This window comes from Pseudomonas fluorescens (assembly GCF_902497855.1).
GTDB classification, from domain to species: Bacteria; Pseudomonadota; Gammaproteobacteria; order Pseudomonadales; family Pseudomonadaceae; genus Aquipseudomonas; species Aquipseudomonas fluorescens_BI.
On record NZ_CABVHU010000001.1, the window covers coordinates 922861 to 937245 of the forward strand.

11 protein-coding genes are annotated in these 14385 nt (G+C 62.1%); 5 read left to right on the plus strand and 6 right to left on the minus strand.

The window, feature by feature from the left end; all coding sequences use genetic code 11:
* Window positions 1-4: 4 nt before the first annotated feature.
* The 5 genes from F8N96_RS04395 to F8N96_RS04415 form a co-directional block, all read right to left on the minus strand.
* Window positions 5-1024, minus strand: a complete 1020-nt coding sequence (locus tag F8N96_RS04395) for a branched-chain amino acid aminotransferase (RefSeq protein WP_150796738.1) — start codon at window positions 1022-1024, stop codon at window positions 5-7.
* 243 nt (window positions 1025-1267) lie between these two features.
* Window positions 1268-2650, minus strand: coding sequence for a dihydrolipoyl dehydrogenase (gene lpdA, locus F8N96_RS04400; protein ID WP_150796739.1), 1383 nt, complete (start codon window positions 2648-2650; stop codon window positions 1268-1270).
* 3 nt (window positions 2651-2653) lie between these two features.
* Entirely contained in the window at window positions 2654-3928 is a 1275-nt protein-coding gene (locus F8N96_RS04405) for a dihydrolipoamide acetyltransferase family protein (RefSeq protein ID WP_150796740.1), read from the minus strand.
* Window positions 3929-4987 carry an alpha-ketoacid dehydrogenase subunit beta gene (locus tag F8N96_RS04410; protein WP_150796741.1) on the minus strand — a complete coding sequence of 353 codons (1059 nt, stop codon included), beginning with the start codon at window positions 4985-4987 and terminating at the stop codon, window positions 3929-3931.
* A 1-nt stretch (window position 4988) separates the two neighbouring features.
* On the minus strand, window positions 4989-6224 hold the full coding sequence (locus F8N96_RS04415; RefSeq protein WP_150796742.1) for a 3-methyl-2-oxobutanoate dehydrogenase (2-methylpropanoyl-transferring) subunit alpha: 1236 nt from the start codon (window positions 6222-6224) through the stop codon (window positions 4989-4991).
* A gap of 186 nt (window positions 6225-6410) precedes the next feature.
* Between F8N96_RS04415 and bkdR the strand changes: the two genes are divergently transcribed.
* Window positions 6411-6899: a Bkd operon transcriptional regulator BkdR gene (gene bkdR, locus F8N96_RS04420; protein ID WP_007915088.1), complete on the plus strand. Its 489-nt coding sequence runs from the start codon at window positions 6411-6413 to the stop codon at window positions 6897-6899.
* A gap of 268 nt (window positions 6900-7167) precedes the next feature.
* On the opposite strand, the gene F8N96_RS04425 is transcribed toward bkdR, so the two are convergent.
* Window positions 7168-8031: an MBL fold metallo-hydrolase gene (locus F8N96_RS04425; RefSeq protein WP_150796743.1), complete on the minus strand. Its 864-nt coding sequence runs from the start codon at window positions 8029-8031 to the stop codon at window positions 7168-7170.
* A gap of 164 nt (window positions 8032-8195) precedes the next feature.
* Between F8N96_RS04425 and F8N96_RS04430 the strand changes: the two genes are divergently transcribed.
* The 4 genes from F8N96_RS04430 to nahK all read left to right on the plus strand — a co-directional run bounded on the left by F8N96_RS04430 (window position 8196) and on the right by nahK (window position 14373).
* Window positions 8196-9002, plus strand: a complete 807-nt coding sequence (locus F8N96_RS04430) for a sulfite exporter TauE/SafE family protein (RefSeq protein WP_150796744.1) — start codon at window positions 8196-8198, stop codon at window positions 9000-9002.
* 209 nt (window positions 9003-9211) lie between these two features.
* The gene (locus F8N96_RS04435) at window positions 9212-10396 is read left to right on the plus strand and encodes a porin (protein WP_150796745.1); all 1185 of its coding nucleotides are present in this window, start codon (window positions 9212-9214) and stop codon (window positions 10394-10396) included.
* 250 nt (window positions 10397-10646) lie between these two features.
* Entirely contained in the window at window positions 10647-11810 is a 1164-nt protein-coding gene (gene nosP, locus F8N96_RS04445; RefSeq protein WP_150796746.1) for a nitric oxide-sensing protein NosP, read from the plus strand.
* Entirely contained in the window at window positions 11779-14373 is a 2595-nt protein-coding gene (gene nahK, locus F8N96_RS04450; RefSeq protein WP_150796874.1) for a hybrid sensor histidine kinase/response regulator NahK/ErcS', read from the plus strand. Before nosP ends, nahK begins: the two co-directional genes overlap by 32 nt.
* Window positions 14374-14385 lie beyond the last annotated feature (12 nt).

Consider the following 14385-nt stretch of genomic DNA (forward strand, 5'->3'; position numbering starts at 1 on the left):
CAGGTCAAACCTTGACGATCCAGCCTGCTGGCGCCTCGACGTCGCCGGTCTGCACGCCCGTCAGCTCTTTGTAGAGCTTCTGAGTGATCGGGCCGACGTCGGTTTCGCTGTGGAACACGTGCAGCTTGTCGTTGTAGCTGATGCCGCCGATCGGCGTGATCACCGCGGCAGTCCCGCAGGCGCCGGCTTCCTTGAAGTCGGACAGCTTGTCGATGAACACGTCGCCTTCGATCACTTCCAGGCCCAGACGGGATTTGGCCAGTTCGATCAACGACAGGCGGGTGATGCCTGGCAGCACCGACGGCGAGTTCGGGGTCACGAACTTGTTGTCGTGGGTGATCCCGAAGAAGTTGGCCGAACCAACTTCCTCGATTTTGGTGTGGGTCATCGGGTCCAGGTAGATGCAGTCGGCAAAATGCGCCTTCTTGGCCTGGGAGCCCGGCATCAGGCTGGCGGCGTAGTTGCCACCGACCTTGGCCGCACCGGTGCCTTGTGGGGCTGCGCGGTCGTAGCTGGAGATCAGGAAATTGTGCGGGGTCAGGCCGCCCTTGAAGTAGGCGCCGACCGGGATGCAGAAGATCGAGAAGATGAACTCGGGGGCGGTACGCACGCCGATGTTGTCACCCACGCCGATCACGAAGGGACGCAGGTACAGCGCGCCGCCGGTGCCGTAAGGCGGGATGAAACGCTCGTTGGCGCGGACCACGTCCTTGCAGGCTTCGATGAACTGCTCGGTGGACACCTGCGGCATCAGCAGGCGCGCGCAACTGCGCTGCATGCGCGCGGCGTTCTGGTCCGGGCGGAACAGGTTGATCGAGCCGTCCTTGCAACGGTAGGCCTTCAGGCCTTCGAAGCATTGCTGGCCATAGTGAAGGGCAGTGGAGCCTTCGCTGATGTGCAGCACGTTGTCTTCGGTCAGGGTGCCTGTGTCCCACTCGCCATTACGCCAGTGCGACAAATAGCGCTTGTCGGTCTTGATGTAGTCAAAACCCAGCTTGTCCCAATTGATGCTTTCGTTACCCATGACACCCTCTATCGCTTAACAACCGCCGAAACGGTTCAAGGCTTCTGACGTTTTTCTGGATGGGGACAACAATACTTCATTCCGGGCTCTTTTCGCAGCCCGGAATGCGATCTCTCTCGCACTGATCGTTCCCACGCTCTGCGCGGGAATGCCTCAATGGACGCTCTGCGTCCGCTTCTGGGACGCGGAGCGTCCCGGGCTGCATTCCCACGCGGAGCGTGGGGGACGATCCTGCGTCGGGTGTTAGAGGTGCAGCGCATGCCCCAACGCCCGCAACGCCGCTTCCTGCACCGCTTCGCCAAGCGTTGGATGCGCATGGATCGTCCCGGCGATGTCTTCCAGCCGCGCACCCATTTCCAGGCTCTGGCCGAATGCGGTCGACAACTCCGAAACACCCACACCCACCGCCTGCCAGCCGACAATCACATGATTGTCACGCCGCGCCACGACCCGCACGAAGCCGCTTTTCGATTCCAGGGTCATCGCCCGACCGTTGGCTGCAAACGGGAAACTCGACACAATGCAGTCCAGCCCCACAGCCTTGGCTTCGTCCGGCGTCTTGCCGACCACCACCAGCTCCGGGTCGGTGAAGCACACGGCAGCAATGGCGGTCGGGTTGAACTCGCGGGATTTACCGCTGATCAGCTCGGCCACCATCTCGCCCTGGGCCATGGCCCGGTGCGCGAGCATCGGTTCGCCGCTCAGGTCGCCGATGGCGTACACGTTGCGCATGCTGGTCTGGCAGCGGTTGTCGATCTTGATCGCCGAACCGTTCATGTCCAGCTGCAGCGCTTCGAGATTCCAGCCCTGGGTATTGGGTTTGCGACCGACGGCTACCAGCACCTGATCGGATTCCAGGTTCAAGGTCTCACCGTTTGGGTCAAGGACTTGCAATGTATTACCAGCAGAATCAAAGCCTTGGACGCTATGCTTCAAGTAAAGCTTCACGCCGAGTCTTTTCAGTTCGTCATGCACGGGTTGGGTCAGTTCGGCGTCGTAGGCTGGCAGGATGCGGTCTTGAGCTTCGACCACGCTGACGTCTGCGCCGAGCTTGCGATAGGCGATTCCCAGCTCCAGACCGATGTAACCGCCGCCGACCACGATCAGCCGTTTCGGCACGGAGGTCGGCGCCAGGGCTTCGGTGGAGGAGATAATCGGCCCGCCAATCGACAGCATCGGCAGGTTCACGCTTTTCGAGCCGGTGGCCAGCACCAGGTGCTCGCACTGAATGCGCGTGTCGCCGACGTCGACCGTCTTGCCGTCGATGACCTTGGCCCAACCTTGGATCACCTGAATCTTGTGCTTCTTCAGCAGCGCCGAAACGCCAGTGGTCAGGCGATCAACGATGCCGTCCTTCCATTCGACGCTCTTGCCGATGTCGAGGGTGGGCGCCGATACGCTGATGCCCAGCGCCGAGTGCTGGCTGTGGTGTTGCGTCTGGTGAAACTGCTCGGCGACATGGATCAGCGCCTTGGACGGAATGCAGCCGATGTTCAGGCAAGTACCGCCTAACGATTCACCTTCCACCAGAATGGTCGGGATGCCCAGCTGGCCGGCACGGATCGCCGTCACATAACCGCCAGGGCCACCACCAATGATCAGCAGCGTGGTGTTCAAATTCTGCATGTCTTACTCCACAAACAAGGTGGCGGGTTGTTCGAGCAAGCCACGAACCGCCTGGATGAATTGCGCCGCGTCCATGCCGTCGACCACGCGGTGATCGAAGGAGCTGGAAAGGTTCATCATCTTGCGAATCACGATCTGGCCTTTGACCACCATCGGGCGCTCGACGATTTTGTTCACGCCGACGATCGCCACTTCTGGCAGGTTCAGCACCGGGGTGCTGACGATGCCGCCCAACGCGCCGAGGCTGGTCAGGGTGATGCTCGAGCCGGACAGTTCATCGCGGCTGGCCTTGCCGGTGCGCGCAGCGGTGGCCAGGCGCGAGATTTCCGTGGCGCTGTCCCACAGGCTACGGGCTTCGGCGTGCCGCACCACCGGCACCATCAAGCCAATGTCGGCCTGGGTGGCGATGCCCACGTGCACCGCGCCGAGGCGGGTGATGACCTGGGCTTCGTCGTCGTAACGGGCGTTGATCTGCGGGAAATCGCGCAGGGCGACGACCAGGGCGCGGACCAGGAACGGCAGCAACGTCAGCTTGCCGCGGGTCGCACCGTGTTTCTCGTTCAGGTGCGCGCGCAGTTCTTCCACGGCGGTGACGTCGATTTCCTCGACATAGCTGAAATGAGCGGCGCGCTGGGTGGCATCCTGCATGCGCTGGGCGATCTTGCGGCGCATGCCGATGACTGGGATCTGTTCTTCATCGTTTCGCTGGGCGTAAGCGGCCGCCACGGACGACTGGGGCTGCTGACCCTGGGCCAGATACGTCTCAAGGTCTTCGTGCAACACGCGGCCAGCAGGGCCGGTGCCACGCACCAGACGTAACTCGATGCCCAGGTCCAGTGCATGTTTGCGTACGGCCGGGGAGGCCAGCGGGCGCTCATTGGCCTCGCGAGCCACCATCGGGCCCTGGCAAACGGCGGCTGGACGTGCTGCCGCAACCGGTTTGCTCTCGGTCACAGCTGCAGTCTTCGGCGCTACGACCGGCACTTCTTTCACGGCAGCAACCGCCGGCTGAGCCGACTCTTTGACGTTGCCCGCGCCTTCGACTTCAATGCTGATCAGGATGCTGCCCACCGCCATGACTTCGCCAGGCTGTCCACCCAGCGCAATCACCTTGCCATGCACCGGGGACGGGATGTCGACCATCGCCTTGTCGGTCATGACATCGGCCAGCACCTGATCCTCGACAACCATGTCGCCGACCTTGACGTGCCATACCGACAATTCAACTTCTGCAATGCCTTCACCAATGTCCGGCATTTTAATAACGTGCGTGCCCATTCAGACCTCCATGACCCGTTTCAACGCCGCGCCCACTCGGGACGGCCCAGGGAAATACGCCCACTCTTGCGCGTGCGGGTAGGGGGTGTCCCAGCCGGTGACGCGCTCGATTGGCGCTTCCAGGTAGTGGAAGCAGTGTTCCTGCACCAGGGCGACCAGTTCGGCACCGAAACCGCAGGTGCGGGTCGCTTCGTGAACGATGACGCAGCGTCCGGTTTTCTTCACCGACTTGACGATGGTGTCCAGGTCCAGCGGCCACAGGCTGCGCAGGTCGATGACTTCCGCGTCGATGCCGGTTTCTTCGGCGGCGACTTGTGACACGTAGACGGTGGTGCCGTACGTCAGGATAGTGACCGCCTTGCCCGGACGGGTGATGGCGGCAACGTCCAGCGGCACGGTGTAGTAACCGTCCGGCACTTGGGCGGCCGGGTGTTTCGACCACGGGGTCACCGGGCGGTCGTGGTGACCGTCGAACGGGCCGTTGTACAGGCGTTTGGGCTCGAGGAAGATCACCGGATCATCGTTTTCGATGGAGGCGATCAGCAGGCCCTTGGCGTCGTAAGGGTTGGACGGCATGACCGTGCGCAGGCCGCAAACCTGGGTGAACATCGCTTCGATGCTCTGGCTGTGGGTCTGGCCGCCGTAGATGCCGCCGCCGCAGGGCATGCGCAGGGTCATCGGTGCGGTGAACTCGCCGGCCGAGCGATAGCGCAGGCGGGCGGCTTCGGAAATGATCTGGTCCGAAGCCGGGTAGACGTAGTCGGCGAACTGGATTTCGGCCACCGGCCGCAAACCGTAGGCGCCCATGCCCACGGCGACGCCGACGATGCCGCTTTCGGAGATCGGCGCGTCGAACACCCGTGAGGTGCCGTACTTGGTCTGCAGGCCTTCGGTGCAACGGAACACGCCGCCGAAGTAGCCCACGTCCTGGCCGAATACGACGACGTTGTCATCACGCTCAAGCATCACATCCATGGCCGAGCGCAGGGCCTGGATCATGGTCATGGTGGTCGTGGTCATGGCGGTATCCAGCTTGAGGGTAGAGGTGTGATCGTTCATGTCAGATCCCCAGCTCTTGACGCTGGCGCTTCAAGTGCTCCGGCATCTCTTTATAGACGTCTTCGAACATGGTCGCGGCGCTCGGGATCTGGCCACCGGCGAGGGTGCCGTACTGCTCGGCCTGTTTCTGCGCGGCGATCACTTCGGCTTCCAGTTCGGCGCTGACGGCGAGGTGTTCCTCTTCGGACCACTGGCCGATTTTCACCAGGTGCTGCTTCAGGCGCGCAATCGGGTCGCCCAACGGGAAATAGCTCCAGTCGTCGGCAGGACGGTATTTGGACGGATCATCGGAGGTGGAGTGCGGGCCGGCGCGGTAGGTGACCCATTCGATCATGGTCGGGCCCAGGTTGCGCCGGGCGCGTTCGGCAGCCCAGGCAGAAGCCGCGTAGACCGCGACGAAGTCGTTGCCATCGACCCGCAGGGAGGCAATGCCACAGCCGACGCCACGACCGGCAAAGGTAGTGGCTTCACCACCGGCAATTGCCTGGAACGTGGAAATCGCCCACTGGTTGTTGACCACGTTGAGGATCACCGGCGCCCGATAGACGTGGGCGAAGGTTAGGGCGGTGTGGAAGTCCGATTCGGCGGTGGCGCCGTCGCCGATCCAGGCCGAGGCGATCTTGGTGTCGCCCTTGATCGCCGAGGCCATGCCCCAGCCCACGCCTTGGATGAACTGGGTGGCGAGGTTGCCGGAAATGGTGAAGAAACCGGCGTCCTTGACCGAATACATGATCGGCAACTGGCGGCCCTTGAGCGGATCGCGCTCGTTGGACAGCAATTGGCAGATCAGGTCAACCAGCGGCACGTCCCGCGCCATCAGGATGCTTTGCTGACGGTAGGTCGGGAAGCACATGTCGTCGATGTTCAACGCCAGGGCCTGGCCGCTGCCGATGGCTTCTTCGCCGAGGCTTTGCATGTAGAACGACATTTTTTTCTGACGCTGGGCGACCACCATGCGGTTGTCATAGATCCGCGTCTTGAGCATGGCGCGCATGCCTTTACGCAGGATCTCCGACGGCACGCCTTCAGCCCATTCGCCGAGGGCGTTGCCCTGGTCGTCGAGCACGCGGATCAGGCCCTTGGCCAGGTCGGCGGTTTCGGCGGGTTCGACATCGATCGGGGGTTTGCGCGCCAGCCCGGCATCGGTCAGACGCAGGTAGGAGAAGTCGGTTTTGCACCCTGGACGGCCCGAAGGTTCCGGAACGTGCAGGCGCAGCGGTTCGTACGCTTGGTTCATGGCTTCTACGCTCGATTTTGTGAAATTCTTGTAGTGAGCTGACCTTCATTCTCCTGTAGGAGAATTCTTGTCCTACAACAATCATAGGCCGGGGCAAGGAGAATATTTCTCTGTCTTTCGTTGCACTTGCAGTCATTTGAGGATAAAAAATCTGCATAAACATAAAATCACAGGTGTTTTTGTCTCATGCGCAAATTGGACCGTACCGATATCGGCATTTTGAACAGCCTGCAGGAGAATGCGCGGATCACCAACGCCGACCTCGCACGCTCGGTCAACCTGTCGCCGACACCCTGCTTCAACCGGGTCAAGGCGATGGAAGAACTGGGGCTGATTCGCGAACAGGTCACCCTGCTGGATGCCGATCTGCTGGGACTGCACGTGAATGTGTTCATTCATGTCAGCCTGGAGAAACAGGTGGAGGAGGCGCTGCAGCATTTCGAAGAGGCGATCTCGGATCGCCCGGAAGTCATGGAGTGCTACCTGATGGCCGGCGACCCGGACTATTTGATTCGGGTGCTGGTGCCGACCATTCAGTCGCTTGAGCGCTTCATGATGGACTTTCTGACCAAGGTGCCGGGGGTGGCCAACATCCGGTCGAGCTTTGCGCTCAAGCAGGTGCGCTACAAGACGGCGCTGCCGTTGCCGGCGAATGGGTTGACGCTGGGTAATTGACCTATAAACCGCCGGGTATGCAACACCGCAGACCCTTGTAGGAGCTGGCTTGCCAGCGAAGACGGCCTCAAGCCTTGCAGCACCCCTGAAGACGCCTTCGCCGGCAAGCCGGCTCCTACAGGGGGGTGGCGTTGATCACCATTCCTCTGTACGCGGGTGATACGTGTAGGAGCTGGCTTGTCGGATCGCCGCACCGCAGCGAAGACGGCCTCAAGCCTTGCGGCGCGCATGAAGACGCCTTCGCCGGCAAGCCGGCTCCTACAGGGGGTCAGAGTTTGTTCAGGGGGATTTTCAGGTAGGTGACGCCGTTGTCTTCCGGCGGCGGCAAATTCCCCGCCCGCACATTCACCTGGATCGCCGGCAGCAATAGCGTCGGCATGCCCAACCCGGCGTCGCGCCGGTTGCGCATGGCGACGAACGCGGCTTCATCGATGCCGTCGTGGATGTGGATATTGCTTTTGCGTTGTTCGCCTACCGTGGCCATGCACCGGGGTTCACGCCCCCCGGCAGGGTAATCGTGGCAAACGTAAAGACTAACGCCAGCGGGGAAGGCCAGCAGTTTGCGGATCGACGCGAACATCTGGCTGGCATCACCGCCAGGGAAGTCGCAACGGGCGGTGCCTACGTCCGGCATGAACAGCGTGTCCCCCACCAGAATCTGCTCGCCATCGACCAGATAGGCCATGTCCGCCGGGGTATGGCCGGGCACATGCAGGGCCGTGGCCTTGAGGTTGCCGATCATGAATGACTCGCCCGGTGCGAACAGGTGATCGAACTGCGAACCGTCGACGGCAAATTCCGCCTCCAGATTGAACAAGGACTTGAATACGTCCTGCACCTTACCGATGGACTCACCGATCGCAATCTTGCCGCCCAGTTGCCGGCGCAGATAGGGCGCGGCGGACAGGTGATCGGCGTGGGCGTGGGTTTCCAGCAACCATTGCACCTGCAATTGATGCTGGCGGACGAAGGCGATGAGCCTGTCGGCCTGAGTCGTCGCGGTGCGCCCGGCGGCGGGGTCGTAGTCGAGCACCGGATCGACGATCGCGCATTGACCGCCGTCGGCTTCGTAGATGACGTAGCTGTAGGTGGACGAAGCGGGGTCGAGGAAGGCTTCAATCAAGGCGGACATGGTGGCTTATTTTTGGAGGGACAGACCATGAGGGTAGTTTCATTTCCCCTGGGTTGACCACCTCCGTATTAATTCTGTTAATGAAAAAACTGGTATGGGCTCTATCCTGTCACCCAATCGATACCGGGCGTTCCCGGCTTTTTTTCGCGGATCATGAGTGCGTTATGTTGCTGGCAGGTTTTTTTGGCGTGGTGATGGGCCTGGTGCTTGGATTGACCGGTGCCGGTGGCGGGATTCTTGCTGTGCCGGCCCTGGTGCTGGGGCTGGGGCTGACCATGACCCAGGCGGCACCGGTCGCGCTGTTTGCGGTGGGCAGTGCGGCGGCGGTCGGCGCCATCGACGGCTTGCGTCACGGGCTGGTGCGCTATCGCGCGGCGCTGTTGATCGCCTTGCTCGGGGCGATTTTTTCGCCGGTGGGCATCTTCTTCGCCCATCAGTTGCCGGAAAAAATCCTGATGATCCTGTTCAGCCTGCTGATGGTCATGGTCGCCTGGCGCATGCTGCGCCGTGAGCGCCGGGAGCCAGGGCCGAGCGACCATGGCCACGCCAACTGGGGCCAGAAGAACTGCATGCTGGATCAACAGACCGGGCGCTTTTCCTGGACCGCCAAATGCACCGCGACCCTGGCGGCGCTCGGTGCGGTGACCGGGGTCGTCTCCGGGCTGCTGGGGGTGGGCGGCGGATTCCTGATCGTCCCGGCCTTCAAGCAACTGACCGACGTGCAGATGCGCGGGATCGTCGCCACCTCCCTGATGGTGATCAGCCTGATCTCGGCGATCGGCGTCATCGGTGCGTTTCACGCCGGGGTTCGAATCGACGGTGTGGGCGTGGTGTTCATTGTCGCCAGCATCGTCGGCATGGTCATTGGCCGCAGGCTTTGCGCGCGCGTCCCGGCCCGGCTCCTGCAGATCGGCTTCGCCAGCATCTGCGTGATGGTCGCCGCCTACATGCTCTACAGAGCGGGCGCCTAGCAGGTACCGGTTCCTGTGGATGCCAGTAGCATCCACAGGTGTACACCCTAAGTGGCGAGCCTTGCCAGCGCGCGGTCTTACATCGAATTCGCCGCGCTCTACCCGCCAGTCCAAAGCAGCTCAAAACCGGCGCCAAGGCAGCGTATGACGCCGCCGGTCCACTTTCGATAATCGCCTCCGACATCAAGTCCCCCGTCGCGGAGCGCGCCATGCACAACAATAAGAACTTCAAGCATCGTTACTTGCCTGCCTTTTTCGCCAGCCTGTCGACCCTCGGTTTGAGTTCCATGGCCGAGGCCGAGATCATGCTGTACGACAAGGACCAGACCACGTTTTCCACCGACGGCTACGTCAACGCCTTCTACGTCAACAGCGATGTCGACCGCGCCGGCGAGCAGTACGACCGTCGGCAGTCGCGGGTCAAGATGGGCTTTCTGCCCAACTACCTGGGCTTCAACATGGGCAAGCAGGTCGATGACCTCAAGCTCGGCGCCCGTGCCTCGTTCTGGGTCACGATCAACGACAGCGAAACCAACGGCACCGACACCGCCATCGACGTGCGGCAGTTCTACGGCACGGTGGCCAACCCGCAATGGGGCGAAGTGCTGATCGGCAAGGACTTCGGCCTGTTCGCCCGTTCCAACATATTGCTCGATGAATTGCTCGCCGGTTATGGCCAGGTCAGCGATACCCTGGGGCTGGTGGATGGTGGCGGGGTGTCGTTCGGCAACATCGGCACCGGTTATCCGTATCCGTTCCCCACTTCGCAGATCACCTACCGCACGCCGGTGATGGACGGCCTGCGGGTGGCGGTGGGGATCATGGACCCGGTGGACACCAACGACAGCAGCCCGACGGGCAAGGCGTACCAGGAAAACCCGCGCACCGAGAGCGAGATCACCTATCAGTTCGACCTCGCCGGGGCCAAGATTTATAGCTGGGTCAACGGCAGCTACCAGACGTCGGACAATACCGATTCGAGCGTTGAATCGATTACCTCCAAAGGCGTCGGCTATGGCGTGCAGGCGAAGATGGGCGGGTTGTCGCTGACCGGTTCCGGGTTCCAGGCCAAGGGTATCAATCCGTTTTTCACCAACAACGCCGGCGAGCCGACGTTGCGCAATGTCGACAGCGACGGCTACCTGCTGCAAGGCTCCTACAAGCTGGGCAAGAACCGCCTGGCCTTGTCCTATGGCAAGACCGAGGACGACGGCAACGGCGTGGTCGGTAGCGGCGCGGATTACGAGACCCGCGGGGTTGCGCTGTTCCATGACGTCAACGACAACCTCAAGTTGGTGGCCGAGTACAACCAGTTTGAAATCAACGGGCATGACAGCAGTGCGCAGAATGAAGACACCGATACCTTTGCGGTGGGGGCGGTGTTGACCTGGTAATTCCGGAACCGGCATCACGCAGGTCCCCTGTAGGAGCTGGCTTGCCAGCGAAGACGGTGTGTCAGTCAACAAAGATGTTGAATGTTAAGCCGCCTTCGCTGGCAAGCCAGCTCCTACAGGGGATCTGCAGTGTTTTGCAGATCCGGTCTCATCCCATCGAACCGCCAGACCGCTACCCAAGTAGCATAGGTCGCCCCCCGCAGCCTTCGTACACTCACCCCTCATACACACGCACCTGCGGGAGGCGACGATGCAGCAGGTCCAGAGTGAAGGTGTGGTCAGTGCCATGTCCCAGGCCACCGATGCCGGGCAGGCGGCCCAAGAGCTGGCGCGGCAGTTGTTGCATCCCCATCTGGGCTTCGTGCTGTTCTTCTGCTCCGCCGAGTACGACTTGCAGGCGCTGGGCCATGCCTTGGAGCAAAGCTTCGGCGGCATTCGCCTGGTGGGCTGCACCAGCGCCGGGGAAATCACCCCCCTGGGCTACGGTCGCAACTGCGTGACCGCGGTGGGCTTCGATCATCGGCATTTTTCCATCGACGCCGAACTGATCTGCGAGATGGAGCGTTTCAGCCTGATCGACGCCCAGCAGATGGTCGAGCGCCTGGTCAGTGGCTGTCGCAGCAACACCCTGGCGCCGATCAAGGGCAACAGCTTTGCCCTGACCCTGCTCGATGGCCTGTCCAGCCGCGAAGAAATGGTCCTCGCCGCCTTGAGCGCGGCCTTGGGCGACATCCCGCATTTCGGCGGTTCGGCCGGTGATGACAACTACCTGACCCACACCCACGTCTATTTCAATGGCGAGTTTCACAGCGGCGCGGCGGTGGTGGTGCTGGTCAATACCTGGCTGGATTTCGAGGTGTTCACTACTCACCACATCCTGCCCCGGGCGGAAAAACTGGTGGTCACCGGGGCCGACAGCGCCACGCGCCGGGTGTTCGAGCTCAATGCCGAACCCGCCGCCGAGGAGTACGCCCGGCACATCGGCGTGCCGGTGGCCGAACTCGATCACCGGGTCTTCGCCGCGCACCCGTTGGCGGTGCGGATCAACGACCAGTATTACGTGCGGGCGATCCAGCAGGTGCATCCGGACCTGAGCCTGAGTTTCTACTGCGCGGTGGAAAACGGCATCGTTCTCACGGTCATGACCCCGGGCCCGATGCTGCCCAATCTGCAACAGCTGTTCGAAGGCTTGCAGGAACGCCTTGGCGAGCTGTTGCTGACCATTGGCTGCGACTGTTTTCTCAGGCGCCTGGAGCTGGAAGACGGCGGGCACCTGGAACAGATCGGCGGCTTTCTGCGCGACCAGCGGGTGATGGGTTTCAACACCTACGGAGAACAGTTCAATGGCATGCATATCAACCAGACCTTCACCGGGGTTGCCATTGCCCGAGACCGGTCCCCTGGACGCCGCTGAGCTGCAGGCGCAAATCGCCAGCCTGCAGCATGACAACCACAAGTTGCAGCGGATCAACAGTGCGCTGATCGAGCGCATCGAGTCCGGCATCACCCGCGGCAACGACCCCTACGCGGCGTTCCAGCATTCGGTGGTGCTGGCCGAACAGGTACGCGAGCGCACCGATGCCCTGAACCAGGCCATGGCCGAACTCAAGTCGGGCAATCACTTGCTCAGCGAAGCGCGCCTGCGGGCTGAAACCGCGCACCGGCATTTGATCGATGCCATCGAGAGTATTTCCGACGCCTTTGTGCTGTTCGATGCCGAGCAGCGGATCGTCCTGTTCAACAGCCGCTTCAAGGCGTTCTGGGGCAACAGCCGGGTGCGGATCAACGCCGGCATGCGCCTGGCCGAGGTCAAGCGGCTGATGAGTGTCACCGGGCTGTTCACCGAAGAACCCCGGGGCCATGCCGATGAAAACCTGCTCTATCGCCTGCAGGACGGCCGTTGGCTGCAAGTCAGCGAGCGGCCGACCCAGGAAGGCGGGCGGGTGATCCTGTTCACCGACATTACCGACGTCAAACTCAGCGAGACCGTGCGCCGCGAACAAGCCGTGGCGCAAAAATCCCATCTGCTGCAACGGGCGGTCGACAACCTGTCCCAGGGCGTGGCCATGGTCAACGCCGAAGGCATCCTGGAACTGTGGAACCGGCGTTTTCTCGAGCTGAGCGGCCTGGCCCCGGTGGCGGCCCATCGACCGTTCGCCGAGGTGATCGCCGACAGCGAGCTGAACCTGCTGACCCCGGCCAGTCGCGATGGCAACGGACGGCCGGTACAGGAATGCGAGCAGCGCCTCGATGATGGCCGGGTCCTGGAGATCCGCACCCATCCGTTGCCCACCGGCGGTTTCGTCAACACCTTCACCGACATCACCGAGCGTTACCAGCATGCCGAAGCCCTCAGTGAAAGCGAGCGCTGGATCCGCCTGATCACCGACCACGTGCCGGCGTTGATCGCTTACCTCAATGCCGACCTGGTGTACGAGTTCACCAACAAGGTCTACGAAGAATGGTATTGCTGGCCCCGGGGCGTGATGCTCGGCCAGAGCCTGCGCGAAGTGCACAGCGAGCAGCATTACCAACGCCTGGAATCCTACGTGGCCCGGGCGCTGGCCGGTGAGAGCGTGACCTTCGAGTTTGCCGAAATCAACATCAATAATCAGGAGCGCTACATGCTGCGCTCCTACGTGCCCAATCGCCTGGCCAGCGGCGAAGTGGTGGGGATCTTCGTGCTGATCCGCGACATCACCGAACGCCGGCGCACCGCCGAGGCCTTGCACCAGGCCTATCAGAATCTGGAGCTACGGGTGCGCGAACGCACGGCGGAATTGACCACCCTCAATGATCAGTTGCTGCGGGAAATCGACGAGCGTCGGCGGGTGGAATCACGCCTGCGCGAGGCCAAGCTCGACGCCGAACAGGCCAACCTGTCGAAGACCAAGTTTCTGGCTGCCGTCAGCCACGACCTGCTGCAACCGTTGAATGCCGCGCGGCTGTTTACCAGTGCGCTGCTGGAACGCCGCGAACCGGTGGCCAACGCGGTGCTGGTGCGCAATGTCAGCAATTCCCTGGAAGACGTGGAAAACCTGCTGGGTACCCTGGTGGATATTTCCAAGCTGGATGCCGGGGTGATCAAGGCCGACATTGCGCCGTTCGCCCTGAGCGAGCTGCTGGACAACCTCGCGGCCGAATACACCCAGGTCGCCCGCAGTGAAGGTCTGGAGTTGCATTTCATCGGGTGTTCGGCGCTGGTGCGCAGCGACATTCAACTGCTGGCGCGGATCCTGCGCAATCTGCTGAGCAATGCCATTCGCTACACCTACAGTGGTCGGGTGGTGCTCGGTTGCCGGCGTCATCACCAACGGCTGTCGATCCAGGTGTGGGACAGCGGAATGGGCATTGCTGAAAACCGCCTGGAGGAGATTTTCCAGGAGTTCAAGCGCGGTGATGTGCAGCGGCCCGATCAGGATCGCGGCCTCGGCTTGGGGCTGGCGATTGTCGAGAAGATTGCCGGGATCCTCGGGCACCGGATTCACGTGCGTTCGTGGCCGGGCAAGGGCTCGATGTTCTCGGTCGAGGTGCCGTTGAGCGCCACGGCCCCCAAGGCGCTGCCGAGCCTGCTGATGAGCGAGCCGATGCTGGAGCGTTTGCGCGGGGCGCGGGTATGGGTGTTGGACAACGACGCGGCCATTTGCGCCGGCATGCGTACGTTGCTGGAAGGCTGGGGTTGCCTGGTGGTGACGGCGCTGTCGGAGCAGGATCTGGCGCGCCAGGTGGACAACTATCACGCCGAAGCGGATTTGCTGATTGCCGACTATCACCTGGATGATGACAAGAACGGCGTCGATGCCGTGGCCCGGATCAACGCCCGGCGTGGTTCAGCGATTCCGGCGATGATGATCACCGCCAACTACAGCAACGAACTCAAGCAGCAGATCCGCGAACTGGGGCATACCCTGATGCACAAGCCGGTGCGGCCGATGAAGCTCAAGACGGCGATGAGTCATTTGCTCGGTAGGCCTTGAGTCTTCTGATGT

Bases quoted from the DNA above. Each gene is read 5' to 3' on its own strand.
- F8N96_RS04395 (WP_150796738.1), bottom strand. From the start codon at position 1,024: ATGGGTAACGAAAGCATCAATTGGGACAAGCTGGGTTTTGACTACATC.
- lpdA (WP_150796739.1), bottom strand. From the start codon at position 2,650: ATGCAGAATTTGAACACCACGCTGCTGATCATTGGTGGTGGCCCTGGC.
- F8N96_RS04405 (WP_150796740.1), bottom strand. From the start codon at position 3,928: ATGGGCACGCACGTTATTAAAATGCCGGACATTGGTGAAGGCATTGCA.
- F8N96_RS04410 (WP_150796741.1), bottom strand. From the start codon at position 4,987: ATGAACGATCACACCTCTACCCTCAAGCTGGATACCGCCATGACCACG.
- F8N96_RS04415 (WP_150796742.1), bottom strand. From the start codon at position 6,224: ATGAACCAAGCGTACGAACCGCTGCGCCTGCACGTTCCGGAACCTTCG.
- bkdR (WP_007915088.1), top strand. From the start codon at position 6,411: ATGCGCAAATTGGACCGTACCGATATCGGCATTTTGAACAGCCTGCAG.
- F8N96_RS04425 (WP_150796743.1), bottom strand. From the start codon at position 8,031: ATGTCCGCCTTGATTGAAGCCTTCCTCGACCCCGCTTCGTCCACCTAC.
- F8N96_RS04430 (WP_150796744.1), top strand. From the start codon at position 8,196: ATGTTGCTGGCAGGTTTTTTTGGCGTGGTGATGGGCCTGGTGCTTGGA.
- F8N96_RS04435 (WP_150796745.1), top strand. From the start codon at position 9,212: ATGCACAACAATAAGAACTTCAAGCATCGTTACTTGCCTGCCTTTTTC.
- nosP (WP_150796746.1), top strand. From the start codon at position 10,647: ATGCAGCAGGTCCAGAGTGAAGGTGTGGTCAGTGCCATGTCCCAGGCC.